This is a genomic window from Micromonospora sp. NPDC000663, assembly GCF_042898105.1.
In the GTDB taxonomy this organism is placed as follows: Bacteria; Actinomycetota; Actinomycetes; order Mycobacteriales; family Micromonosporaceae; genus Micromonospora.
In genome coordinates, this window is record NZ_JBIAYR010000005.1 from 53,926 (window position 1) to 78,056 (window position 24,131).

The 24,131-nt window shown below is 70.9% G+C and carries 20 protein-coding genes; 12 read left to right on the top strand and 8 right to left on the bottom strand.

The genetic code is table 11. The annotated features are described in order from the left end of the window. Position 1 precedes the first annotated feature (1 nt). Positions 2-883, bottom strand: a complete 882-nt coding sequence (locus tag ACFY1S_RS18770; protein ID WP_387119455.1) for an AraC family transcriptional regulator N-terminal domain-containing protein — start codon at positions 881-883, stop codon at positions 2-4. Between the two features lie 91 nt (positions 884-974). Between ACFY1S_RS18770 and ACFY1S_RS18775 the strand changes: the two genes are divergently transcribed. Beyond that, positions 975-2,054 (top strand): aldo/keto reductase, encoded by a 1,080-nt coding sequence (locus ACFY1S_RS18775; RefSeq protein WP_387119458.1) that lies wholly within the window; start codon positions 975-977, stop codon positions 2,052-2,054. Between the two features lie 120 nt (positions 2,055-2,174). After that, positions 2,175-3,371 carry a serine hydrolase domain-containing protein gene (locus ACFY1S_RS18780; protein WP_387119461.1) on the top strand — a complete coding sequence of 399 codons (1,197 nt, stop codon included), beginning with the start codon at positions 2,175-2,177 and terminating at the stop codon, positions 3,369-3,371. 49 nt (positions 3,372-3,420) lie between these two features. On the opposite strand, the gene ACFY1S_RS18785 is transcribed toward ACFY1S_RS18780, so the two are convergent. Together ACFY1S_RS18785 and ACFY1S_RS18790 are read right to left on the bottom strand one after the other, a co-directional pair. Beyond that, positions 3,421-4,404: an AraC family transcriptional regulator gene (locus ACFY1S_RS18785; protein WP_387119464.1), complete on the bottom strand. Its 984-nt coding sequence runs from the start codon at positions 4,402-4,404 to the stop codon at positions 3,421-3,423. Between the two features lie 200 nt (positions 4,405-4,604). After that, the gene (locus ACFY1S_RS18790; RefSeq protein ID WP_387119467.1) at positions 4,605-4,919 is read right to left on the bottom strand and encodes a PqqD family protein; all 315 of its coding nucleotides are present in this window, start codon (positions 4,917-4,919) and stop codon (positions 4,605-4,607) included. 578 nt (positions 4,920-5,497) lie between these two features. Here ACFY1S_RS18790 and ACFY1S_RS18795 point away from each other — a divergent pair. Then, the gene (locus ACFY1S_RS18795; protein ID WP_387119470.1) at positions 5,498-6,472 is read left to right on the top strand and encodes a helix-turn-helix transcriptional regulator; all 975 of its coding nucleotides are present in this window, start codon (positions 5,498-5,500) and stop codon (positions 6,470-6,472) included. A 50-nt stretch (positions 6,473-6,522) separates the two neighbouring features. On the opposite strand, the gene ACFY1S_RS18800 is transcribed toward ACFY1S_RS18795, so the two are convergent. Further along, positions 6,523-7,068, bottom strand: coding sequence for a TetR/AcrR family transcriptional regulator (locus ACFY1S_RS18800; protein ID WP_387119473.1), 546 nt, complete (start codon positions 7,066-7,068; stop codon positions 6,523-6,525). Positions 7,069-7,154: 86 nt separating this feature from the next. Between ACFY1S_RS18800 and ACFY1S_RS18805 the strand changes: the two genes are divergently transcribed. Next, on the top strand, positions 7,155-8,045 hold the full coding sequence (locus ACFY1S_RS18805; protein WP_387119476.1) for an NmrA/HSCARG family protein: 891 nt from the start codon (positions 7,155-7,157) through the stop codon (positions 8,043-8,045). 4 nt (positions 8,046-8,049) lie between these two features. Here the strand turns inward: ACFY1S_RS18805 and ACFY1S_RS18810 are convergent, their stop codons facing one another. Both ACFY1S_RS18810 and ACFY1S_RS18815 read right to left on the bottom strand, forming a co-directional pair. Beyond that, on the bottom strand, positions 8,050-9,237 hold the full coding sequence (locus tag ACFY1S_RS18810; RefSeq protein WP_387119479.1) for an NAD(P)/FAD-dependent oxidoreductase: 1,188 nt from the start codon (positions 9,235-9,237) through the stop codon (positions 8,050-8,052). Between the two features lie 83 nt (positions 9,238-9,320). Beyond that, entirely contained in the window at positions 9,321-10,265 is a 945-nt protein-coding gene (locus ACFY1S_RS18815; RefSeq protein ID WP_387119482.1) for an RNA polymerase sigma-70 factor, read from the bottom strand. A gap of 282 nt (positions 10,266-10,547) precedes the next feature. On the opposite strand from ACFY1S_RS18815, the gene ACFY1S_RS18820 reads away from it, so the two are divergent. Beyond that, entirely contained in the window at positions 10,548-13,349 is a 2,802-nt protein-coding gene (locus ACFY1S_RS18820) for a BTAD domain-containing putative transcriptional regulator (protein WP_387119485.1), read from the top strand. Here ACFY1S_RS18820 and ACFY1S_RS18825 read toward each other — a convergent pair. Then, positions 13,346-13,891 (bottom strand): helix-turn-helix transcriptional regulator, encoded by a 546-nt coding sequence (locus ACFY1S_RS18825; RefSeq protein WP_387119488.1) that lies wholly within the window; start codon positions 13,889-13,891, stop codon positions 13,346-13,348. The genes ACFY1S_RS18820 and ACFY1S_RS18825 overlap by 4 nt on opposite strands. A 59-nt stretch (positions 13,892-13,950) precedes the next feature. Next, positions 13,951-14,712, bottom strand: coding sequence for a hypothetical protein (locus ACFY1S_RS18830; protein WP_387119491.1), 762 nt, complete (start codon positions 14,710-14,712; stop codon positions 13,951-13,953). A gap of 192 nt (positions 14,713-14,904) precedes the next feature. Here ACFY1S_RS18830 and ACFY1S_RS18835 point away from each other — a divergent pair, with 192 nt between their 5' ends. The 7 genes from ACFY1S_RS18835 to ACFY1S_RS18865 are packed head-to-tail and all read left to right on the top strand — an operon-like array spanning position 14,905 to position 24,130. Then, positions 14,905-15,201 carry a WXG100 family type VII secretion target gene (locus ACFY1S_RS18835; protein ID WP_364362360.1) on the top strand — a complete coding sequence of 99 codons (297 nt, stop codon included), beginning with the start codon at positions 14,905-14,907 and terminating at the stop codon, positions 15,199-15,201. Positions 15,202-15,219: 18 nt separating this feature from the next. Further along, the gene (locus ACFY1S_RS18840; protein WP_387120244.1) at positions 15,220-19,599 is read left to right on the top strand and encodes an FtsK/SpoIIIE domain-containing protein; all 4,380 of its coding nucleotides are present in this window, start codon (positions 15,220-15,222) and stop codon (positions 19,597-19,599) included. A gap of 28 nt (positions 19,600-19,627) precedes the next feature. Beyond that, positions 19,628-19,912, top strand: a complete 285-nt coding sequence (locus ACFY1S_RS18845; protein WP_387119494.1) for a hypothetical protein — start codon at positions 19,628-19,630, stop codon at positions 19,910-19,912. After that, the gene (locus tag ACFY1S_RS18850) at positions 19,909-21,141 is read left to right on the top strand and encodes a hypothetical protein (RefSeq protein ID WP_387119497.1); all 1,233 of its coding nucleotides are present in this window, start codon (positions 19,909-19,911) and stop codon (positions 21,139-21,141) included. The genes ACFY1S_RS18845 and ACFY1S_RS18850 overlap by 4 nt, the downstream gene beginning before the upstream one ends. Further along, on the top strand, positions 21,141-21,833 hold the full coding sequence (locus ACFY1S_RS18855) for a hypothetical protein (protein ID WP_387119500.1): 693 nt from the start codon (positions 21,141-21,143) through the stop codon (positions 21,831-21,833). Before ACFY1S_RS18850 ends, ACFY1S_RS18855 begins: the two co-directional genes overlap by 1 nt. Beyond that, positions 21,830-22,474 (top strand): hypothetical protein, encoded by a 645-nt coding sequence (locus ACFY1S_RS18860; protein ID WP_387119503.1) that lies wholly within the window; start codon positions 21,830-21,832, stop codon positions 22,472-22,474. Before ACFY1S_RS18855 ends, ACFY1S_RS18860 begins: the two co-directional genes overlap by 4 nt. A gap of 33 nt (positions 22,475-22,507) precedes the next feature. After that, complete coding sequence (locus tag ACFY1S_RS18865) at positions 22,508-24,130, top strand: RICIN domain-containing protein (protein WP_387119506.1); 1,623 nt, start codon at positions 22,508-22,510, stop codon at positions 24,128-24,130. The last annotated feature ends 1 nt before the right edge of the window (position 24,131 follow it).

The following is a 24,131-nucleotide window of genomic DNA, read 5'->3' on the forward strand; positions in this document are numbered from 1 at the left end:
CTCATACGTCGGCGAGCTGCGTCGGGTCGAGCCGGGCGAGGCGGGCCGCGTCCTGGCCGGGCGGCAGCCCGAACAGTCGGCGGTACTCGCGGCTGAACTGCGACGCGCTCTCGTAGCCGACCGCGAATCCGACGGCCGCCACGTCACCGGGCTCCACGAGCAGCCGAGCCCGAGCCTCCTGGAGCCGGATCAGCTTCTGGAACTGGATCGGCGTCATCGTGGTGATCGCCCGGAAGTGGCGGTGCAGGGACGTCACGCTCATCCCGGCGACGCGCGCCACGTCCTCGACCCGGAATAGGTCGGCGTGATGGTCGCGGATCCAGCGGATCGCCCGCTCGATCTGTACGACGTTGCCGTCGCCCAGCCCGATCTGCCGGACCGTGCCACCCTGCTCGCTGGTCAGCAACCGCCAGACCACCTCGCGCTCCAGGCCGGCCCACAGCACGCGCTGGTCCTCGGGACGGTCGAGTAGTCGCAACAGCCGTACCACCGCGTCGAGCAGGTCGTCGCCGGCGGTGCTGACCGCGATGCCCGCCGCCGGTTCGCCCCGCGCCGGCGGTGCGTCCAGCAGCAGTTCCGCGATCAGCGGCGGGCGCAGCGTGAGGCCCAGCACCAGGTACGGCTCGTCGGGAGTGGCCCGGGTGACGTGGGCGATCACCGGCAGTTCCACCGACGCGACGACGTACTGCCCGGCCGCGTACGCGAAGACGTTCCGGCCCAGGACCGCGTGCTTCGCGCCCTGCGCGACCATGGCGAAGGTCGGCGCGGTCTGAGCCGGCACCGGCTCGGTGGGGGAGTCACTGCGGTGCAGGGCGAGCCCGGCCGGTGCCGGCCGGCCGGCGTGGCGCCGCACCAGGTCGCAGATCTCGGGCAGCGCGCTCACGGTGCCCATCCTGCCGGGTTTGGCAGGATCAGGCAACGCGCTGGCAGCATCGATCTACCCGCATCAGAGCCTGTGGGTGTGCACTGGACGCATGCCACTTAACAATTTCGTCACTCTGGGCCGCTCCGGCCTGCGCGTCAGTCCGTACACCCTCGGTGCCATGACCTTCGGGGAGGATCATGGGTGGGGAGCCTCGGTCGCCGAGTCGGAGGCGATGATCACCGAGTATCTGGAACGCGGCGGCAATTCCATCGACACCGCCAACATCTACACCAACGGCCACTCCGAGAAGATCATCGGCGATTACCTGGCCGCCCGGCCCGGCCTGCGCGACCGGATCGTCCTCGGCTCCAAGTTCTTCGGCAACCTGTTCCTCGGCGACCCCAACGGCGGAGGCGCCGGACGCAAGGCCGTGGTGGCCCAGGTGGAGGAGTCGTTGCGCCGGCTGCGCACCGACTACCTGGACATCTACTGGCTGCACAACTGGGACCGGGGCGTACCTGTCGAGGAGACGCTGCGTGCCCTCGACGACCTCGTCGCGGGCGGCAGGATCCGGTACGTGGGCCTGTCGGATCTGCCCGCGTGGAAGGCGGCCGAGGCGCAGATCGTCGCCCACTTCCGGGGGTGGACGCCGGCGATCGGGTTGCAGCTCGAGTACTCGCTGCTCGAACGGACCGTCGAGGGGGAGTTGATCCCGATGGCGGCCGAGCACGGTCTCGGAGTGCTCCCCTGGAGCCCGCTCAAGAGCGGCTGGCTCTCCGGCAAGTTCGTCCGTGGCAACGACGCCGTGGACACGAAGCGCGGTGCGCTGGTGGGCGGCCCCGCCGAGCGGGACTGGCAGGTCATCGACGTGCTGCACGAGGTGGCGAACGAGGCGGGAGTGACCCCTGCGGCGGCGGCGCTGGCCTGGGTCGGCGCTCGACCCGGCGTGACCTCGGTGCTGATCGGCGCGCGGCGTCTCGACCAGCTCAGGGCCAACCTGGACGCGGTGGACGTGCGGTTGTCGCCGGGGCAGACGGAACGACTCGACGAGGTGTCGACGCCCGCGTTGAACTTCCCCGCCGACAACAACCGGTTCCTCGCGCCGAGGCTCGCCTTCGCGGGAGCCACAGTGGATGGTCAGCGAAGCGGCGCGTCGCCCTGGCTCACTCCCGACGCGGTCAGGTACTGATCACCGGCCGGCCGGGGTAGCGCAGGCTGTACCGGAGGAGGGCAGCAGGGGGGATCGTCCAGGAATCGGACTTCTTGCACCATTGATGGTGTCAAGCATTGCCGATACCGAGGAGTCATCATGCTCACGACACCTAACGATCCCTCCCGCCGCCGCACCGTGCGGATGGCGGCCGCCGCCGCGGTGGCTGCCGTCACCGTCGGCGCCGCCCTGATCGGCCCCTCGGCGTTCGCCGACACCGGCCGGCGAGACGGTCCGCGCGACGTCGTGCAGCGTCAACTGGACGGTCTGGTCAGCGAGAGCGGCTTCCCCGGCGTACTCGCCTCGGTGCGGGGGACCGACGGGCGGGTCCGGGACTACACCGCAGGGGTCTCCGACCTCCAGAAGCGCCGCCCGGTTTCCCGCGACGGCCAGGTCCGCATCGGCAGCAACACGAAGACCTTCACCGCCGTGGTCGTCCTGCAACTGGTCGGCGAGGGCCGCATCGACCTGGACGCCACGGTCGAGTACTACCTGCCCGGGGTCGTGCGCGGCAACGGCAACGACGGGGGCAGGATCACCGTACGGCAGCTGCTGCAACAGACGAGCGGCCTGCCGGACTACGACGACGTGCTGTTCACCAGGCCGCAGGACCTGGTCGACAAGAGTCACTCGTACTACGAGCCGCGCCGGCTGGTGGACGCGGCGCTCACCGGCGCACCGCACTTCGCGCCGGGGGAGAAGTGGGAGTACAGCAACACCAACTACGTCCTCGCCGGGCTCATCGTCGAGCAGGTCACCGAACGCCCGATCGGCGAGGAAATCACCAACCGCATCATCAGGCCGCTCGGTCTGCGCGACACCTACTGGCCGGGTGTCGGGGAGCAGCGCCTGCGCGGCGCCCACCCGCACGGGTACGTCGCCGTGGGGCCGGGCGCGCCGTGGGTGGACGTCACCGAGATGGACCCGTCTCTGGGCTGGGCCGCCGGTCAACTCGTGTCGACCCCGGACGAGCTGCGGACCTTCTTCGACGCGCTTGTCGGTGGCAGGCTGCTCAAGCCCGCGCAGCAGGCGGCCCTGACGACGACAGTGCCCGCGCCCGGCTTCGAACCGACCGGGGAGTACGCCTACGGGCTCGGGGTCGCGCGCTACGAGCTGCCCTGCGGCGGCTTCGCCTGGGGCCACGGCGGTGACATCCAGGGCTTCGAGACCCGGAATCTGGCCACCAGTGACGGCCGGAGCGCCGTCGTCGCGGTGACCGGCCTGCCGACCGGCGAGGAGATGCTGGGCGCGGTGAACCGGAGCGTCGAGACGGCGCTCTGCGCCACCGATGGCTGAGGCGGCTGCCCGGTGGTGGGTGCGCCACCGGGCAGTCGGGCCGACCGGATCAGGAGTGCAGGGTGTCGCTGGGGGATCGGCCGTGCGCCGCCCGGTAAGCGGACGCAAAGCGGCTCGGGCGCAGGTACCCCCAGCGGTGCGCGATCGCGGCCACGGTGTCACCCCGGGCCGGATCGGCGGCGAGTAGGTCCTGGTGTGCGCCGTCGAGTCGCGCCCGCCACAGGTACGCCCGGGGTGTGGTGCCCAGATGCCGGCGGAACGCCATCCGCAGGGCGCGAGGGGTGACGCGGACCGCCTCGGCGATCTGCATGGGGGTGATCGCCTCGCGGCAGTGCGTCTCGATGAACGACACGGCCCGGCGTACCGGCCCGACGGGCAACTGGCCCACCCGTAGCCGGTGCGTCATCGTCATCGCGGAGTGCGGGAACGCGGCCAGCGCGGCCGCCGCGGCCAGGTCGGCGGCGGCGTGGATCACCAGCGGGCTTCGCAGCGGCTCCGCCGGGCCGGTGAGCAGGCGATGCAGATGTGTCGCGGTGTCGTGCCAGAACTGGCCCATCTCGTCCGAGACGGGTGTCATCGCCTCGAACCGGAAGAGGTGCGGCGCGATGCCTGTCTTGTCGACGGCCGCCTCGGTCACGGTGCGCGCGTCCAGGCTGATGTTGTAGAGCTCGGATCGGTCACAGATGTTGGTGAGTGGCCGGCCGGTCCGTTGCAGGAGTACGTCTCCGGGGCCGGCCTGTGCCTCCTCCCGGCCGTCCCGCACCACCGTCCGGCCGTTCACGACCGCGACGAGCAGCAGGTCTCTGAGTGGTTCGAGCTGCAACTCGTAGTCCATGCCGCACCACACGCGACTGGTCAGAACCGGGCCGGCGTCGATAAGTTCCTCCCGGAACGAGAACGGCGTGGCGACGCCCTGCGGTCGTAGCGTGAGGCCCGCGCACCGCTGACGTATCACGTCGTGCGCCTGCGACACCTCGTCGGTGGAAAATTCGTGCTGAATGATCGAGGCTGCGGTATCGGGGTTCTGCTGCACGGTGTCTCCCTCCTGCCCAGACAAGACAGCACCACCAGTGACATCCATCCGGCGACGTGAACCGGGCGGAAGAGACGTGACGGCGCTGCTTCCTCTCAACGAAGCCGGGGGTCAGCCGACGTGGTTCCTGCGTACCAGGCATTGTCGATATGTGGACCGGTTGTCGCCCGGGTGGGAGTGACGCGGCCGTGGTGACCTGGTCAGGCCTGCGACGGACCGTCCTCGGGGCGGGCGTCGAGGCGTTCGATCATATCGATGTCCTGAAGTTCGGCGAGGAACCTCCGGACGTCGGCGAGGGCGCGAGCGGGCTCCACCGTCCCGCTGTCGGTGAGCACCTTGACCAGGTCCGTCTCGGTGGCTCCGGCCATGAGGTGCGGCCACAGCATGGCGGCGGAACGGTCCAGCGCCAGGTAGACGGACTTGCGGATGTCGAGCCGCACTGTCTGGTCACCGGCCGCACGCCAGGTGACGCGCTCACCTCGGACGCGATACACGGTCGATGGCTCGGAGCTCACTTCGGTACCTCCATGGTGGGGACTTTCGCTGCCGCTCGGCGATCCCGCCCCCGCCCTCTCGGACCTCCGCACGTCTGCCTCCCCGAATGTGGCCGACGGGCAACTGGACCCGCGGAACCAACGGACACGGGACCGGCCGATCGGGTCGCAGCGTCGCGGACCCCGATCGGCCGGCCGTGTGGGCCGTGCCAGGGTGAATGGCTCGGACAGGCAGAGGTTAGGACCGAGAGGCGGAGCCCGCCCGGCGTGCCATTGTGTCGGGAACGCGACTTTTCCGGCCCGGTGGCAGGTAACCCGGACGACGCAGTCACCGGTCCGTCGACGGACGGATGGCTCCGAGGTAGCGAGGTAGGCGAGAGCATCGACTGTGATTGTTACGCGCAAATGTCGTGTGTCCGACCCTGCCTTCGCGAAACGGCCAGGCCCGTACGGAAAGTGGATCGGGTCGTCGATCGGCGTGTCGCGTCGACTCGGACGGTCGCGACCCTCAGCACCACGTTCAATCAGGTCGGACGGCGACGGTCCACCGGAGGTGACGGCTGATGCCGGCGATGGCACACCAGGGTAGGCCCGACGCTGTGACACGTGAGGTGGTGGAGACCTCTGATCCGGAGAAGGGGCACCATCTGATCGCCCTCAGGTTCCTGGAACATCGGGCCCGGATCTACGGGCCGCGGGCCAGCTTCCGCTACCGGCGGGTCACCCTGCGGGTCGACGACCTGGACATCAGCGAGACCCGCTACACGATGCGCAACCGTACCGAGTCCTCGCCCTATCCGGACTTCGCCACGGTGACCCTGACGCACGGCAGGTACGCCGTCCGCACCAGGAACGAGGAACTGCACCTCGGACCGGGCATGACCGGCCGCTACCCGGAGGTCGGCGCGACGCACATGGTCGACGACATCACCTCTGTCGTGGTCCGGCTGCCGATGACGCGGATCGCGGCCGGGGCCGCCGCCCGGACGGGCCTGCCGGCCACCAACTTCCGGTTCACCGCGCTGGCGCCCCTCTCCTCGGAGATGGACCTGCTGTGGCAGTCGGTGACCTCCTTCGCCCGGCAGCAACTCGGTGTCACCGCCGTTCTCGCCAGCCCGCTGGCACGCTCCGGTCTGGTGGACCTCGTGGCGAACACTGCCGTCGCGGTCTTTCCCAACACGACAATGACCATCCACTACCTTCCCGGCCAGTCGGATGTCGGCCACGTGGTCGTGCGGCGGGCCGCCGAGTTCATCGAGGCGCACGCCGCCGAGCCGTTGACCGTGGGTCAGATCGCCGCGGCCTGCGAGATCAGCCAACGCGCGTTGCAGGCCGCGTTCCGGCGGCACCAGGGTCAGTCCCCGATGGCGTTCCTGCGCTCGGTCCGCCTGCGCCAGGCGCACATGGACCTGCGCCACCCCGAACCGGGCCAGACGGTGGCGCGGACGGCCCGACGCTGGGGCTGGGCGCACCTCGGCCGGTTCGCGCAGGCGTACCGCGAGGTGTACGGGTGCCACCCCAACGAGACCCTGCGGGCCGCCGGAGCGCCGAGGTCGGCGGAACGGGACGCGTGAGCATTCCCCGCTCCGTTGTGGATCGAGCGCCGCGACTGACCGCGTCTTGATCACGCTCGGTGGGCGTGGCCGCGTATTCCCTCGAGGGCGAGGGTCAGGAGTTGTTCCGCCTTGGCCGCGCCCGCCGGTTGCGCCGCGAGTGAGATGCCGTTGGCGAGCATCATCAGGTCGGCCATCGTGATGTCGGGGCGTACCGAGCCCTCGTCGACGGCGCGACGCAGCAGCGGTTCACCTGCCGCGACGAGCGTCGAACCGCAGGCGTCGGTCTCCTCGGTGGGCTCGTTCAGGAGGGAATCCGCGAGGCCGCGGGTTGTCGTGGCGTACGCGGTGACCTCGTGCAGCCAGGTGGTCAGCGCGTCGAGGGCGTCCGGCGCGGTGAGCAGGTCTCCGGCGCGGGCCGCCAGGTTGCCGACGCAGGTGCGGAAGACGGCCTGGAGCAGCGACCAGCGGGTGGGGAAGTGCCGGTGCAGGGTCGCCGAGCCCACTCCGGCGGACCGGGCGATCTCCTCCAGCGAGGCGTACGCGCCGTCGCGGGCGATCGCCTGGGAGGCCGCTTCGACGATGAGGTCGTAGTTGCGCCGTGCGTCCGCTCTCATGGCCCGCCTTGCCAAAGTGGGGTGGTCCCCCATATCGTAACTGACGAGAAGTGGGGGGTCACCCCACTTTGTCCTGGGGAGGCATCATGGCTGTTCTCGTCATCGGCGCGACAGGCAAGCAGGGCGGGGCCACGGCCCGCGCGCTGCTGGACCGAGGCGTCGCGGTCCGTGCCCTGGCCCGGGACCCGGGCAGCGACGGCGCCAAGGCTCTGCGGGAGCGGGGCGCCGAACTGGTCACGGGCGACCTGGACGACACGGAGTCGCTGCTCGCCGCGGCGGACGGGATGGACGGCCTCTTCTCCATCCCGTACCCCGACGTGACGAACATGCCTGGCGACGCCGAGGTGACCCGCGGCCGCAACGTCGTCGAGGCGGCGCGCCGGGCCGGCGTGTCGCACGTGGTGCACAGCAGCGTCTCCGGCGCCGGCGACTTCCACCGCAACCAGCCCGGATGGGCCGAGGGTCGGTGGGACAGGCACTACTGGGAGAGCAAGGCGGCGATCGACGAGATGGTGCGCACCGGTGGCTTCGCGCACTGGACCATCCTCAAGCCCTCGACCTTCATGGAGAACCTCGTCGGCTGGTCCTACCTCTTCGGCGACTGGTCCAGCGGCACGATCATCACCGGCTTCGCGGCGGACACGCGGCTTCCGTGGATCGCCGTCGACGACATCGGCGAGGCCGCGGCGACCGCGTTCACCAGCCCGGGCAAGCTCGACGGCCTGGACGTCGAACTCGCCGGCGACCTGCTCACCATGACCGAGGTCGCCGCCATCCTCGGTGAGGTCACCGGCCGGGCGGTCACCGCGCCCGTGCTCACCCCGCAGCAGGCCGTCGAGCACGGCCTGCTGCCCGCCATGGTCAACGCGGTCGAGCAGATCAACGAGAACGGCAGTCCCGCCCGACCGGAGATGACCCGTGCCCTCGGCCTGCCCACCACCGACTTCCGTACGTGGGCGCGCCGGACGTTCTCCTGACACCTCACGACATCGTCGGGACGGTCTCCGTCCGGGGCGCGACGATGCGGCGGCGGCGCACCGGGTACAGCACCGGGTGGGCGATGCCCCAGGCCGCACCCTTGCAGACGACCTCCTTGTAGCCGGCCGCCAGCCGGCCTGCGAGGAAGGACGGCTTGGCCCTGTCGTCGGCTGTCACGTACTGGATGATGCCGTCGCGGCGGCCGAGGCTGATGCACTGGTTGAAGTAGCGCAGCGGCGCCTTGGCGTACCGGCGCTGCCCGGTCAGGCGTGCGGCGATGGCGTCGGCGGCCTGCCAGGCCATCGGGACGCCCGAGGCGCAGGACATCCGCAGCGGCCTGCCGCCCGGCCCCTGGGCGAGTCCGGCGTCGCCGACGGCGTACACGTCGGGGTGGGAGACCGAGCGCATGGTGTCGTCCACGACGATCTGTCCGGTGTCCGCGACGGTCAGGGTCGTGGCGGCGGCGATGGTGTGGACGGCGAAGCCCGTCGTCCACACCGTCACGTCGGCCGGGATCACCAGGCCGTCGGCGGTGACCGCGCCGGTCCCGTCGACCCGGGCGATGTCGGTGTGCTCGTGCACGGTGATGCCGAGCCGGTCACAGACGCCACGCAGGTGCTGCTGCGCCCTGCCGGTGAGCCAGTCGCCGAGGCCGCCACGGGCGGCGAGCGCGACGTCGATGTCGGGCCGGGCCTCGGCGATCTCGGTGACCGCCTCCAGGCCGGTGAGGCCGCCGCCGACGACGAGCACGGTCCCGCCGGTGCCGAGGTGGGCGAGGCGGTCGCGCAGCCGCAGCGCCGACGCCCGGCCCGAGATGTCGTACGCGTGCTCGGCGACGCCCGCCACGCCGTGGTCGGCGGCGGCGCTGCCGAGGGCGTAGACCAGGGTGTCGTACGCCACCTCGTCGGCGCCCTTGTCGTCGACGAGGGCGACGGTCCGGCGGTCGACGTCGACGGCGGTGACCCGGGCCAGGCGGACCCGTACGCCGGTGCCCGCGTACACCCTGCTCAGCTCGTGGGTCTTGAGGTCCTGCCCGGTGGCGAGCTGGTGCATGCGGACCCGCTCGACGAAGTCGGGGTCGGCGTTGACGACGGTGATCTCGGTGTCGTCCGGGTGCAGCCGGCGGGCGAGGCGACCGGCGGCTGTGGCCCCGGCGTATCCGGCCCCGAGGACGACGATGCGGTGCTTCATGGTGGCACTCCTGTCTCGCTTGGTGGTCGCTTCCTGAACCGGGCAGCGACGCGATTGCTGACAGGAGTCGGCTGAGACCTGGGTCACCAGACCGTGCGGAGGGGTTCCCCGTGTTCGGAGGTGGACCAGTGGCGGGTGGCCCGTTCGAGCTTGTCGGGGTTGACCTGGCTGCGAATGTCGGCGACGCCTTCAGGTGTCACCTCCAGGGACATGACGCCGACGACCCGGTCGTCGATCACGACCACCACCGCCGGGCTGCCGTTGGCGACCTGGACGTAGAGGGCCGGCCGGCCACCCACCAGGTCGCGCTTGACGTCGCTGGGCTTGAACAGGCCACGCAGGAACTTCGCCACCGCCAGCGCACCCACGATCGGAGCGGTCCGGGCCGGGATCTTGCCCCCGCCGTCGCCGACGCTTGTCACGTCGTCGGTAAGCAACTCGACCAGGCGCCGGGTCTCGCCGCTGGTGGCGGCGGCGAGGAACTCCGCGACGATTCTGCGGGTGGCCGCCTCGTCCACCTCGACGCGGGAACGACCCGCGGCGACGTGCTGCTTCGCGCGGCGGTAGATCTGCTGGCAGTTCGACTCGGTGACGCCCAGGATGTCGGCGATCTCGGTGTGCGGGTAGCCGAAGGCCTCGCGCAGCACGTACACCGCGCGTTCGTTGGGCGTCAGCCGCTCCATCAGGGTGAGCACGGCCATCGACACCGACTCGCGCTGCTCGACGGTGTCGACAGGGCCGAGCATCCGGTCCCCGGCGAGGACGGGCTCGGGAAGCCAGGTGCCCACATAGGTCTCCCGCCTGGCGCGCGCCGAGGTCAGCTGGTTGAGGCACACGTTGGTGAGCACCTTCGTCAGCCACGCCTCGGGCGTCTCCACGTGCTCCCGGTCGGCGGCCTGCCAGCGCAGGAACGTGTCCTGGACCGCGTCCTCGGCGTCGCTCGCCGAGCCCAGCAGACGGTAGGCGATCGCCTCCAGACGGGCCCTGGAGCGCTCGAACAGCTCGACCTCGTCCGTACGCAGCGGCATGGCCTGATAGTTAACCACCCGCGCACGCCCTGCCGAACACCATCGCGATGTCACGGCTGACCCGGATGGCAGCCGTGGCGATCTGGATCGCCCGGCGGCGGGCGTTCGGCGCGGTGAAAGATGTGCAATCGCGGAAACATGAGTGGGCTATCGTTAATGCCGCCCGGTTCGTCCCGTACCGACGGGGGTGTCGGGTCGGGGATCGGTCGGGGGTGTTGACCGCGAGGAGTGCCTCTTGGCAGCGACGACGACGACTGCGGACCCTGGCGGGACGGGGTCGCATTGAGTGACGGCAGGTTGCTGGTCCAGGGAATCGGGCCGCTCCGCGCCTACGTCGACGGCGAAGAGATCGAGATCGGCCCGCCCAAGCAGCGTGCCGCGTTCGCCGTGCTCGCCCTCTGCGCGGGCACCACCGTCTCCCGTGGGGAACTCATCGAGCGGGTCTGGGGTGAGGCGGCTCCCGCCACCGCCGCCGGGAGTCTGCACACCTATGTCTCAGGGCTCCGCCGTGCACTCGGGCCGGCGAAGGACGCCCTGGTCAGTGACCGTGCCGGTTACTGCCTGCGACTCGACCGAACGATGTTCGACGCCATCCGGGCCAAGGATCTGGCCGATCGGGCGCGGGCGGCCCGCGGCACCCCGAACGCTCCTGCCGCGTACGAGCGCGCCCTGGAGGCGTGGACCGTGGGCACACTCTGCACAGGGGTGCCGGGCCCCTTCGTCGCGCTGGCCCGCGACAGGTTCGCCGAGCTGCGGCTGCAACTTCTCATCGAGTACGCCGAGATCACCGGTCCTCGTGGACTCCCGGATGTGGTCAGCCGGCTGCTGCTGGAGGTTCCGGCCCATCCATTCGACGAGCGGCTCCGCACTGTCCTCATGAGAGCGCTCCACGGCAGCGGACGGACCGCCGACGCCCTGGCCCAGTACGAGAATCTGCGCAGCGGGCTCGCCGCCGAGCTGGGCATCAGTCCGTCACTTGCCATCCAGGAGGTCTACGCCGAGATCCTGGCCGACGAACGTCGCAGAGCCGGGGAACCGCCGCCCGGGGCACCGCCGCCCGGGGAACCCGTCCGGCCCGCCCAGCTGCCGTCCGACAACGATGCCTTCGTGGGACGGACCGCCGAGCTGCTCACCGTGATGCAGTGCGCCGGCGGGGTGACCGAATCACGGAGGCGGATCGTCGGGATCGTGGGCGTCGGCGGCATCGGCAAGACCGCGCTCGCGGTACGCGCCGGGCATCTGCTGCGCGACCAGTACCCGGACGGGCAGATCTACCTCAACCTGCGCGGGTTCGACCCGTCGCACGCCGCCCTCACGCCCGACGCCGCCCTGCACCAGTTGCTCACCTCGGTCGGCGCCCGCCACATCCCGAGCGGACGGGAGGACCGCATCGTGCTGTGGCGCAGCCTAGTCGCCGACAAACGCATGCTGCTGGTCCTCGACAACGCCAAGTCGGACGACCAGATCGAGGACCTGCTGCCCGGCGGCAACACCTGCTTCGTCATCGTGACGAGCCGCAACCGCCTCTCCAGACTGGTCGTCCGCCATGCCGCGCGCCGCATCCAACTCGGAGCGCTCAACGACCAGGAGTCACTGAGCCTGCTCACCACCGCGATCGGGGAGGACCGGGTACGGGCCGAGCCGGAATCCGCCCACCGGCTCATGGCGCTGTGCGACAGGTCGCCGTTCGCCCTGCAGATCGCGGCCGAGCGGGTGGTGTCGACCAGGGGCACGCGCATCGGCGACCTCGTCGGCCAACTGGAGGACGTCCGGCAACGGCTGGACGGGCTGCAACTGGACGACGACCCACTCTGCTCCGTACGCGGCGTGCTGTCCTGGTCGTTCGCCGCGCTCAGCGACGACGCGGCCTGGGCCTTCCGGCTCCTCGGTGTCTTCCCCGGTGCGAGCGTGACCCGGTACATCGCCTCGGCGCTGTTCGGCGTCCCGGTCGAGCGGGCCGAGATCCTGCTCGGCAAGCTCAGCGCGCTCTGCCTCCTGGAGCAGGAGAACGACAGGTTCACGTTGCACGACCTCACCCGGGTGTACGCCGCCGAGCTGTCCGGTGACCTCGAGCCGGGCGAGCGGCGCGATGCCCTGTCGCGGGTCCTGTCCTGGTACCGCGTCACGCTGTCGGGGTGGAGCGGCAACGGGATGTTCCTGCGCGGCACGCCGGTCGAGCCGCCGCACAGCGACGTCCCGCCTGTCGTGTTCCACGGGCAGCAGGACTGCCTGCGGTGGTGCGAGGCGGAGCGGCCGAACATCGTGGCGCTCGTGCGCGCGGCCCAGCGTGAGGGGCAGCACGGGGCGGCCTGGCACCTGGCCTGCCTGGTGTTCGACTACTTCTACGTGGCCGGCCAGCCGTTGGAGTGGCTGGATCTGCTGCGCGTGGCGATGCGTTCCGCCGAGGCCGCCGGCAACCACGTCGCCCGCGCGATCCTGTTCAACCATCGCGGCGTCGCGTACTCGCGGCTCGGGCAGAACGAGATCGCGGTACGGCAGCTCAACCGCGGCCTGGAACTGCTCGGCCACCCGGACGACTGGCGGTACCGGATCAGCCTGCTCGGCAACCTGGCGTCGACGATGCGCGAGGCGAAGGAGTACGAGGCGGCCCGTGGCCCGGCCCGCGAGGCGTTGGCGCTCGCGCGTCGGGAGGGGATCGACTACTACCTGGCGGCCACGCACGACGTCCTCTGCGAACTGAACGCGGAGACGGGCCGGTGGGAGGAGGCGATGCGCGACGGGCTGCCCGGTCTGGAGTACGCCCGCCGGTCGCGGAGCCGGATCCTCGAGGCCAACCTGCTCATCAACATCGGACTGGCTCAGCACGGTCTCGGACGGCAGGGGGCGGCCGAGGAGTCGTTCGGCGAGGCACTGCGGATCAGCAGGGACGTCGGGGACCTCTACCACGAGGGCCTCGCGCTGTTCGGGCTCGCCAGGGCGAGCGCACGCGGCGGCGTCGTGGAGCACGGCGTACGGGCAGAGGTCGTCGCTGACCTCGCTCGCCGGGCCCTCGCCCCGCTCGAGCAGTTGCACGCCGAGGAGGTGGTCGAGGTGCGGGCCTTCCTGGCGGCTCTGGACGTCTAGCCGGCCACCCGCTCCCGCTGCCAGATCAGCACGGCCTCGATGCGGGTGCGGGCGCCAAGTTTGGTGAAGATGCGGTTCACGTGGTTCTTCACAGTCTTTTCCCGGATCCGCAGCAGCGCGGCGATGTCGGCGTTGCGCATCCCCCTGCTGATCGAGTCCATCACCTCGGCCTCGCGCCGTGACAGTGACGGGTGCCTGTGCGTGCACGACGTACCGCCGGCCGGCGCGCGGTTGCCACCGAGCGTGGGGGACGGGCGGCGGACGCGCGGGACCAGCCCCAGCCGGTAGCGGGCCGTGGCCGGCTCCCGTTGCCTGGTGTGCGGCCCGGCCAGCTCGTTCAGGGCACCGGCGAGCGCACCCGTCGCCGGTGTGGCGTCGCCCCTGGGGGTGACGACGACGTCTACCGAGGGCAGGCCGTCGATGTGCGCGTCCAAGCCCTTGCTGGCGAATTCGTGGCGGATGTGGGCAAGGATCTCCGGGCTGGAGATCGCAACCCGCACCCGGGCACCGGCCGCCCCCGGCTGCGCGGGAACCGTGATCATGGCAACCAGTCTGCTGCCGCCGGCTTCACGACGCCTTCACGTTCGCTTCACACGGCCCGCTACGGGCGCAGGCGCACCTGCTCCGCCAGGATGCCGGTGTCGATGGTGCCGTCCATCCCGACCGTGAATCGCCAGGTCGCGCCATCCATACCGACGGCCACCACCGACCAGCGTCGCACCGGCTCGGCCAGCAGCCGGTCGACCTGGTAGACGTCGCGGCCCACTGGCGGGTCGGCGAACACCAGGACGCCGCCCTGCGGGTCGTTCAACGCCTGTCCGGCCTCGACCAGCCGCGACACGTCCAGCCCGGTGAAGTCGTGGTCGGGCTCGAATCCGACCCTGATCACCCGCGAACCGGTCGACCACGGGCTGGTGGTGAGCCGCCGGGACCACGACCGGACCAGGCCTCGGGCCAGCCCGAGGTCGCCGCCTACGCTGATGAGCCCGTCCGCCTCTGCGAGGTTGAGCAGCAGCCGTCCGCCGTCGGTCACGCCGAGCGAGACGAGCAGCGGGAACGGGTGCGCGAGCCGGTCGTTCACCGGCGCCGCGGTCGCCAGCCACCCGAGGGACGCCCGCCAGGTGCGGCCGTGGTCCTCGGTGGTCCAGCCGGGTGGCGGCGCCTCGTCGGGGGTGGTCAGGCGCAACACCACGGCCTCCGGGCCCAGGACCACGGCGCCGACGGCCGGAACAGCTCGCTGCCCGTCGGCGCATCCGGTGGCGAGGGCGCGTACCGCCCGGTCGATGGTCCAGGCGCCGGACCGCTCGTGGGCCCCCGATTCGGGCGAGCGGAGGTCACCGGGGGAACGTCCCAGCCAGCTCATCGTCCACTCCTTCACTCGGGCCTTGGCATCGTCGGTGGCGCGGTGACGGCTGTCAACGAAAACCCTGGGCCCACGGGCCCAGCGGGCGAACTCCGGTCTGGACCGCGAACGGGCGGCCTTCCTACGTTGATGCGCGATGCCAAGCGGGCCGGGCGTGCTGCGTGGGCTCGCACCATTCGAAGGGACGACCCGATGGCGAATCTCAACATCACCTACACGGAGATGTCGGACAGCGCGACCCGCATGCGCAACAACAAGAACGAGATCGACTCCCGGCTGACCGAGTGCAAGTCGATCGTGGACAACCTGACCGCCTCCGGCTTCGTGACCGACCAGGCGTCCACCAAGTTCGACGAGGTGCACACCGAGTTCGTGAGCGCGGCGAACGAGCTGATGCAGAACCTCGACCTGCTCTCCGAGTGGCTGGACAAGGCCGTTGAGGCGCTGCGCGACATGGACACCCAGCTCGCCGGTTCGCTGAACAAGTAACAGGGATACGCCGTGCGCATGCTGATCACCCTGGCGTCCCCGCAGGCGTGGTCGGCCGACGTGGTCGTGGACGCCGACCCCGCCACCCCGGTGCGGGACATCGTCAAGAACCTGCTGGACAGTCTCGACCCGTCCTCCATCGCGCACGGTCAACTCCCGGGATCCGGCCGGATCTATCTCGACCACGGGCCGCTCGACCTCGACGTTCCGTTGTCCGCCAGCGGCGTGCACGACGGTTCGGTGCTGTGGGTCGGCGGGCCCGGGCCGGCCCCGTACGTCCCGACCGGTGGTCTGGTCACCATCCGGGCGGTGACAGGTGCCGGCGCCGGCCGGGTCTGGGCCCTCGGGCCGGGTGAGCACCGGATCGGCTCGGTCGAGGGCTGCCCGGTGCGCCTGGACGGGGTCCCCCCGGTGGCAGCCGTCGTCCGGGTCACCTTCGACGCCGAGGTGTACGTCCGCGGCGCCGAGGGTGACCTGCTGCTGGATCGGGAGGAGCTGCCCGGCGCCGAGGTGCGGTGGCGGGAGACCACACAGCTGACCGTGGGTGCCACCACACTGGAGGCACATCCGGTCCTCTGCCCTGACGCGGTCGTCGAGCCGTCCCCGGAGAGCGAGTACCTCGACTACAACCGCCCGCCGCGGCTGCTCCCGCCGGTCCGGCCGGACAAGTTCAAGATCCCGGCCGAGGTCAAGGCGCCGATCCCCAACGCTCTGCCGTGGCTGGCCGCCGCGCTGCCCGCCGCGTTCGGCGCCGTCATGGCCACCGTGCTGCGGAACCCGATCTACCTGATGTTCGCGGCGATGTCGCCGATCATGGTGATGGCCAACTGGTGGACCGGACGCCGCCAGGGCCGGACCAGCCACCGGAGGCAGGCGGCCGAGCACGCGGCGCGTGTCGCCGCCATCGAGGAGGACATCGCCGAGGCGCTCATCCTGGAGCGCCACGATCGCCGCGTTGCCGCACCCGACCCGGCCGAACTGCTGATCGTCGCGACCGGCCCGCGGGCCCGGCTGTGGGAGCGGCGCCGCACCGATCCGGACCATCTGGTGGTACGGGTCGGCATCGCCGACCTGCCCAGCAAGATCACCGTGGAGGAGTCCGGCCAGGACCGTCAGACCGACAGGCAGTTGGACGACGTACCGGTCTCGTTCTCCGTCGTGCAAGCGGGCGTGGTGGGCGTCGCCGGCCGGGGCGAGTGGCCGCGCCGGCTGGCGCGGTGGATGGTCGGCCAGTTGGCCGTCGCGCAGAGCCCCCGCGACCTTCAGCTCTACGTGCTCACCGACCCGGGCGGCGGCACGTTGTGGGAGTGGGCGGCCTGGCTGCCGCACACCCGTCCCCTGCTGGGGCAGCAGACCCTGACCCTGCTCGGCACGGACACCGAGACCATCGCCCGCCGGATCGCCGAGCTGATCGAGCTGATCGAGGCCCGCCGGCAGGCCCGCCTCGACGTCGGATCGGGCGCGATGTTCGCCGACCCTGACGTGGTAGTCGTGCTGGACGGCGCCCGGCGGCTGCGCGCCCTGCCCGGCGTCGTCTCCATCCTGCTCGGCGGCCCGGCCGTGGGCGTCTACTTCATCTGCGTCGACAACGACGAGCGCACCCTGCCGGAGGAGTGCACCACAGTGGTGGCCGGCGGTGACGGCCTGCCCACGACGCTGCGCCGGCAACGAGCCGCGCAGGTCGACGGCATCCGGGTCGACGAGGTGATCGACGACTGGTTCCCGGCCACCGCGCGGCGGTTGGCGCCGATCCGCGACGTCAGCGACAGCCACGGCGACGCTGCACTACCGTCCTCCGCGCGTCTGCTCGAGATCATGGGGATGGAGGACCCGTCGGTCGCCGCGATCGCCGCCCGGTGGAACGCCTCGCCGCGCAGCACCCGGGCGACCGTCGGCTACAGCCTCGACGGGCCGTTCGCGCTCGACCTGGTCCAGCACGGTCCGCACGCGCTGGTCGCCGGCACCACCGGTTCCGGCAAGTCGGAGTTTCTGCAGACGGTGGTGGCCTCGCTCGCCGTGGCGAACCGGCCGGACGCGATGAACTTCGTACTCGTCGACTACAAGGGCGGGGCCGCGTTCAAGGACTGCGTCGACCTGCCACACACCGTGGGCATGGTCACCGACCTCGACACCCACCTGGTCGAGCGCGCCCTCACCTCGCTCGGGGCGGAGTTGACCCACCGGGAGCACCTGCTCGCCGCGGTCGGCGCCAAGGACCTCGAGGACTACGTCGACTACGCGACCAGGCGGCCCGTGCCGGAGCCGATCCCGCGACTGCTGATCGTCATCGACGAGTTCGCCTCGATGGCGCGTGAGCTGCCGGACTTCGTCACCGGCCTGGTCAACATCGCCCAGCGGGGCCGGTCGCTCGGCATCCACCTGATCCTCGCCACCCAGCGCCCCAACGGCGTGGTCTCCGCCGAGATCCGGGCCAACACCAATCTGCGGGTCGCGTTGCGGGTCACCGATGCCGGGGAGAGCGCCGACGTGATCGACGCCCGGGAGGCGGCGAGCATCTCCGCGGCGCACCCCGGCCGCGCGTACGCCCGGCTCGGCCACAGCTCGCTCATCCCGTTCCAGACGGGCCGGATCGGTGGCCGGCGCCCACGGCAGAACCCGACGGAGGCCGTGGCCGCGCCGTTCCTGCACCAGGTGGGCTGGTTCGACCTGGGACGACCCGCGCCGCAGCGGCCACGTGCCGCGGCCGAGGTCGACGAGGCCACCGACCTGTCGGTGCTGGTGTCGACGATCCGGCAGACCAACGACATGCTGGGCGTGCCGGCGCAGCGCCGTCCCTGGCTGCCGGCACTGCCGACGGTCTCCGTGGTGGACCTGCCCGACGAGCCGCCGCGCGACGAGCGCGGTGAGCCGTCGTTCGCCTGGGCCGTGCAGGACCTGCCGCGCAGTCAGCAGCAGGCGCCGATGACGATCGACCTGTCGACCTTCGGTCATCTGCACATCGTCGGGGCTCCCCGGTCGGGGCGGTCGCAGGCACTGCGGACCATCGCCAGTGCCGCGGCCAGCGCCGCGAGCGTCGGCGACCTGCACCTGTACGGGTTGGACTGCGGCAACGGCGCCCTTCTGCCGATCACCCGGTTCCCGCACTGCGGAGCGGTCGCGCAGCGTACGGATGTGGAACGGGCCGACCGCCTGCTGCGCCGCCTGCACGAGGAGGTGCAGCGCCGGCAGAGGATCCTCGGTCAGGGCGGCTTCGCCGACCTGACCGAGCAGCGGGCGGCCGCCCCGGTCGCCGAGCGCCTACCGCACATCCTGCTGTTGCTCGACCGCTGGGAGGGGTTCATGGGAACCCTCAGCGAGCACGACAGCGGTGCGCTGACCGACCTCGTGCACATCCTGATGCGCGAGGGCGCGAGCGCCGGCGTGCACCTGATCGTGACAGGTGACCACAGTCTGCTGAGCGGCCGGATGGCCGGGCTGTGCGAGGAGAAGGTGGTGCTGCGGCTCTCCGACCGCAGTGACGCCACACTTGCCGGGCTGAATCCGCGCAAGATGCCGGAGAACCTGCCGGCAGGCCGCGGCTATCGGGCGCACACCGCGATCGAGGTGCAGGTCTGCCTGGTGGCGAACGACCCGAGTGGTCCGGCGCAGGTTGCCGCGATGCACAGGCTGGCGACCCGGCTGACCGAGCGCGAGGCGTACGTGCCCCGCGAGCGGCGTCCGGCGACGATCGCCGTCATGCCCACCCAGCTCACCTTCGAGCAGGCCTGGGAGTCCGTCGGCACCGCGAGGCAGGGCTGGGCGTTGGTCGGTGTCGGCGGCGACGAGTTGGCGCCGGTCGGCACGAACCTGCTCGACGAGGCACCGACGTTCCTGATCGCCGGGCCGTCCCGGTCCGGTCGCAGCACCGCGCTCCGGGTGATGGCCGAGTCGCTGCTGCGCTCGGGCGTTCAACTCGTCATCGGCGCCCCCATGCGGACGCCGCTGCTCGATCTCGTCGGCCGTCCCGGGGTTCGCGGCGTCGTGACCGGGGAGAGCCCTACCGAGGAGGAGTTCTCCGCGCTGCTCGACAGCGGTGACGACGCGGTCGCGCTTCTCGTGGACGACGCCGAGGCGTGGCGTGACGTCCCGTGCCGGGACTACCTGCGGCAACTGGTCCGCACCGCTTCCGGCAGGCGTCGGGCCGTCGTGATCGCCGGCGAGATCTCCTCGGTGGCGATGGGCTTCTCCGGCTGGCAGGTGGAGGTCAAGAAGAACCGGCGGGGCGCGCTGCTCTCCCCGCCTACCCTGGGTGCAGGTGACCTGGTGGGTGTCCGGCTGACCCGGGCCGCACTGGCTGACAAGGTGGTGCCCGGGGTCGCCCGGGTGCACCTGGGCGACGGGACACTCCAGACCGTCCAGATTCCTCTCCTGGAGCCGGCGGCCGGGGCCGGCGTGTGAACGCGACGACTGTGGAAGCGGTGGTGTGATGGCCGACATCGTGGTGAAGGGACTGGCCGATCTGGCTCGGGACCTCAGCGAGCTGATCAGCCAGTTCGAGGGTGCGCTGGACTTCCAGAACGAGCGGAAGGGCCAGTGGGGGCAGCACAACGCGAACCTGTCGATGGGTGACTTCGCCGACAATTGGACCGGCAGCCGCGACAAGATGGTCGAGGCGATGAAGAAGTTCCGTGAGCGGATCGAGGGCGCCGACCAGGCCTGGACCGACGCGGATCTGCAGATGCTGAAGAGCCTCGAGGATGGCGGCAAGTGAGCGACCGCCGCCTCGAGACCCTCCGCAGGGCAGATCCGGTCGACATCGAGGCCGCACAGAAGCGTTACCAGCTCATCTCCGACACGATCGACGACACGGTCAGCAAGCTGCAGAAGATCGTCGACGCCGGGGAGGAGGCCCTGCGGGGCAAGTGGGTCGACGAGGTCAAGGACGACGCCAAGTCCCTCACGGAGAGTCTCACCAAGGCCGGGGTGCGCTACCGCGACGTCGCCACCGAGATCAAGAAGTACGAGCCGGACCTCGATCGCGCGATCACCGAGGTGAACGCGGCCGAGCGGGACGAGGGTGACGCGACCGCCTCGTTGAGCCGGGCGAACGCGATGCCCGACCCGCAGAAGGGTGCCGACGGCACTGTCCCGCCGGAGGAGCAGCAGAAGGGCGAGGACAAGCGGCGCGCGCAGGACGACGCGAACGCGCAGATCAGCGCCGCGAAGAACCGGCTGACCGGCGCCCTCGACGCGCTGGGGGTGGCCGGCAAGCGACTGGGTGACGCGGTGAACTGCAAGAACTACGACGACGGTCTCACCGACAAGATCAACTGGCGGGTCATGAACATCTTCAAGATGATCAGCAAGATCTTCGGGATCATCGCCATGATCCTGACGGCGCTGGCCATCCTGATCCCGGGGGTGGGCGCGCTCGCGCTCGCCGCCGTGGTCGCCGGGGCGGTCACACTGATAGCCGACAGCGTGTTGCTGGGCGGCGGCGACGGCAGTGTGCTGTCCGTCGTGCTCGGCGCGCTCGGGCTCGGGTTCGCCGGGCTGGGAGCCGCCGTCGGCGCCTTCGGCAAGCAGATCGAATCGGTGAGCAAGTTCATCAAGTCGATGTCGAACATCAGGATCAATGCGAACTGGAGGCCCGGCGGTCAGATCATCGAACTGTTCGACTTCGCCAAGCCCCTCGCCATCGCAACTGGCAAGCCCGGATTCTTCAACTTCGTCGGCAGCACCATCAACAAGGTGTTCGGCAACGGGTTCGCCGGCATGATGAAGACGTGGTGGAACGCCTTCATGGGGATCAACCCCATCAAGGATCTGAGCTTCTTGAAGAGCCTGCCCTTCTTCGGCGGCGCCTTCGGCAGGTACGGCACCGGTCTGCAGTCGATATTCGCGACCTGGGGCGGCATCAACCAGGCGTTCGCCCTGGCCGCCGGGCTGTTCGTCGCGGGACTCCAGGCGACCGAGCACCACTTGGTCGAGGGTGCCTGATGACATCGGCGGCCACGCCCATCGAAGTCTCCTGGGCCTGGGACTTCGTGCCGTCCGACGAGGCGGACCGGGGCCCCTGGACCGAATTCATGGCCGGACTGCTCGACGGATGGGTGAGCGAGCAGGTGGAGGCAGCCCGCGCGGCCTGGCCCGCCGATGCCACCGAGGAGTTCCCGTTCAGCCCTGGCGCGGTGGGCTCGGCGGTGGCCCGAGACCTGTTGGAACGCGCTGACGGCCTGCCCGCCAACTGCCGCCTCGTCTGGGGCGCCGGCTTCGTCGACGACCGGGTGCGCTGGCTTCCGCTGCTCGTCCTGGCCGAGTTTCGGGAGGCGGGACCCGGCGATCCCGCATATCTGATGTCCATGGTCGGCGCCGAGGGTCTGCCCGACGACGTGCGGCCACCGAACGTCGAGTACGTGTCCACGGATCACGGCGATGGCATCCGGGTGCTGGCGCTTGCCCGCAACGAGGCCGAAGGGCTGCACGGTCGGGTCAACGCCGCCCTGCGTCTCGAAGGGTCGGACCGGGAGATCGACGTACTGCTCACGACCCGGGTCAGCGACCTTGAGCAGGTGGCGGTGATCGGCGCCGGCGTGGAAGCGGTGATGCACCTGATCGCCACCCAGTTCGGTGCACAGCCCCAGGACGCCGTGGCACCGTTGCGGTTCGTGCCCGCCGGCGGCGTCGCGTGATCGACTTCGAGCTCATCGTCCCGGACGGCTGGGCGCACATCCCCACCACGCCCGAGTTCAGCCGCGTCCGGGACCGCGTCATCAACGAGATCGTCAAGCAGGCGCTGCCCGACACGCTGCCCCGGGACAAGGCCGGGCCGTGGCGGCGGATGCTGCGCAAGGATCTCACCGAGGCCACCGACGAGGCCCAGCGGCAGGGTGCCCGGGCGGTGGTGCTGCCCGTGCAGGAGATGCGTGGCATGCGGCTGCCCGGCACGCTTCTGCTGTCGGTCATCGACGACGGCGAGGACCAGCAGGATCCGGTGCCTGTGCTGAACTCGATTGCCGCCGACGCCGGCCCCGACGGGACGGCCCTGGAGATCGACGGTTGCCCGGCCGTCAGGATCCGCCAGATCATCGACAGTGAGGCACTCAACCGCAAGGCCCCATCGGTCCGGGTCAGCTACTTCGTGGCGGCCCCCGACGCGCCCGGCGTCTGGGGCGTGCTGACCTACACCGTGCTGACCGACGGCGACGTCGAGGCCGAAGCGGTGCAGGCAATCGTCCTGCTGTTCGACATGGTCGTCGGCACGCTGCGCTGGAACGACGAGGTCGCCGTCCCCACCGAGGACGAGCTGCTCGCCGCCCTGCCGGCCGAGTGACACCCCGATCCCCACGGAGAGAGAGCGTTACTGATGTTCCGGATGCCGAAGCTGAGCCGTCCGGTGTTCCTGGGTTCGGCCCTGGCGCTGATCGTCCTGCTCGGGGTCGGCGCCTTCGTGGCACGACAGGCGGCCAACGCCGCCGAGCCGCTTGAGGGCAACCGGGTCACCGCGTCGGACGTGCGGATCCTCGTACGCGCGGCCTCCTCCTGCCCGGCGCTCACCCCGGCCCGGCTGGCCGGGCAGATCATGGTCGCCTCGAACTTCCGCGACGAGCCGGTGGACGACATGCGGGCGGGGGGTGCGACAGGAGTCGCCGCGTTGACCCCCGAGCAGTGGCGGAAGTACGCGCCGTGGCCCGGTGCCGAACCGTCCGATCGCGAGGCCGCCATCACCGCCCTCGCGCACGCCATGTGCCAGTTGGTCGGCCAGGCCCGGGCCCTGAAGATCGACCAGGACCCGTGGCGGGTCGCGCTGGCGGCGCACCGGCTCGGCATGGACCAGGTGGTCGCGGCAGGTGACATCCCCGCGGGCGCGCGTGACTATGTGGACACCGCCGACAGGTACGCCAGCTGGTATGCCCTGCAGCCCGCCTTCGGCGGCGGCCCGGCGTCACCGGCCCGGGCGGCCGGAACGACGGCCGCCGGTGGCTCTGTGGTCCCGGTGCCCGAGGCGTACGTGAAGGCTGTCGCCGCCGCCGGAAGGGTCTGCCCCGAGATGCCGCCCGCGCTGATCGCGGCGCAGATCTCGGCGACGTCCGGCTTCGACCCGAACAAGCTGGGCCCCGCCGGTGAACAGGGCATCGCGCAGTTCCTCCCGGGAGTCTGGACGACCACCGTGAAATCGGCCGCGAAACGGACCCCGTGGGATCCGTCGGTGGCGATCCCCGCGCTCGGCCAGACGATGTGCAGGCTCGTCGAGCAGTCCGGCGGCCAGTACCCGGCGGCCCTGGCCACCTTCACCGGCGGCCGCGAGCGAGCCACCGCGTTCGCCGAGGTCGTGACCAAGGCGCAGGCGGAGTACGCAAAGGACACGCGCCTGCAGTCGCCAAAGACTCCCGCCCGTTCCGCGCCGTCGCCGTCGGCCACCACGAAGCCGAAGAGTCCGACGGGTACGAAGGCCCCCGCGCGGGACAACCAGCCGCCGGTCAAGGCGACCGACGGCGTCGGGGCGGGAGGCAGCTTCGGGCCGTACTTCATCGTCAACCTCCGCCGCAAGACCTGCGTTGACCTGCCCAACTTCGGGGCGGGCACGCGCGACGGCCCGGTGGGCCAGTTCACGTGCGCGAAGACCGGCGACGACAACCAGGAGTGGACGTTCGAGCTGCGGGGCACCGACCGGGACGGTTACCAGCTCTACTGGGTCCGCAACAAGGACGACGGCTTCTGCCTCGACGCGCCGGGCATCGGGAAGGTCGAGTCGAACACCCCGGTCAACGAGACCGGCTGCTACGACAACGACAACCAGTACTTCCGGCTGGAGCCGAAGGTCACCTCCGGCGGTTGGCAGTACTACTGGCTGCGCAATACGGCCTCCAAGCTGTGCCTCGACATCCCCAGCGAGGGCAACGCCGACCCCAGGGCCCCTCTGACGCTCTTCGCCTGCAGCTCGAACAACGACCACGAGTGGGCGCTCGTCGAGAAGTCCGAGTGGTGAG

Bases quoted from the DNA above. Each gene is read 5' to 3' on its own strand.
- ACFY1S_RS18775 (WP_387119458.1), top strand. From the start codon at position 975: ATGCCACTTAACAATTTCGTCACTCTGGGCCGCTCCGGCCTGCGCGTC.
- ACFY1S_RS18780 (WP_387119461.1), top strand. From the start codon at position 2,175: ATGCTCACGACACCTAACGATCCCTCCCGCCGCCGCACCGTGCGGATG.
- ACFY1S_RS18800 (WP_387119473.1), bottom strand. From the start codon at position 7,068: ATGAGAGCGGACGCACGGCGCAACTACGACCTCATCGTCGAAGCGGCC.
- ACFY1S_RS18805 (WP_387119476.1), top strand. From the start codon at position 7,155: ATGGCTGTTCTCGTCATCGGCGCGACAGGCAAGCAGGGCGGGGCCACG.
- ACFY1S_RS18810 (WP_387119479.1), bottom strand. From the start codon at position 9,237: ATGAAGCACCGCATCGTCGTCCTCGGGGCCGGATACGCCGGGGCCACA.
- ACFY1S_RS18815 (WP_387119482.1), bottom strand. From the start codon at position 10,265: ATGCCGCTGCGTACGGACGAGGTCGAGCTGTTCGAGCGCTCCAGGGCC.
- ACFY1S_RS18825 (WP_387119488.1), bottom strand. From the start codon at position 13,891: ATGATCACGGTTCCCGCGCAGCCGGGGGCGGCCGGTGCCCGGGTGCGG.
- ACFY1S_RS18830 (WP_387119491.1), bottom strand. From the start codon at position 14,712: ATGAGCTGGCTGGGACGTTCCCCCGGTGACCTCCGCTCGCCCGAATCG.
- ACFY1S_RS18835 (WP_364362360.1), top strand. From the start codon at position 14,905: ATGGCGAATCTCAACATCACCTACACGGAGATGTCGGACAGCGCGACC.
- ACFY1S_RS18840 (WP_387120244.1), top strand. From the start codon at position 15,220: ATGCTGATCACCCTGGCGTCCCCGCAGGCGTGGTCGGCCGACGTGGTC.
- ACFY1S_RS18845 (WP_387119494.1), top strand. From the start codon at position 19,628: ATGGCCGACATCGTGGTGAAGGGACTGGCCGATCTGGCTCGGGACCTC.
- ACFY1S_RS18855 (WP_387119500.1), top strand. From the start codon at position 21,141: ATGACATCGGCGGCCACGCCCATCGAAGTCTCCTGGGCCTGGGACTTC.
- ACFY1S_RS18865 (WP_387119506.1), top strand. From the start codon at position 22,508: ATGTTCCGGATGCCGAAGCTGAGCCGTCCGGTGTTCCTGGGTTCGGCC.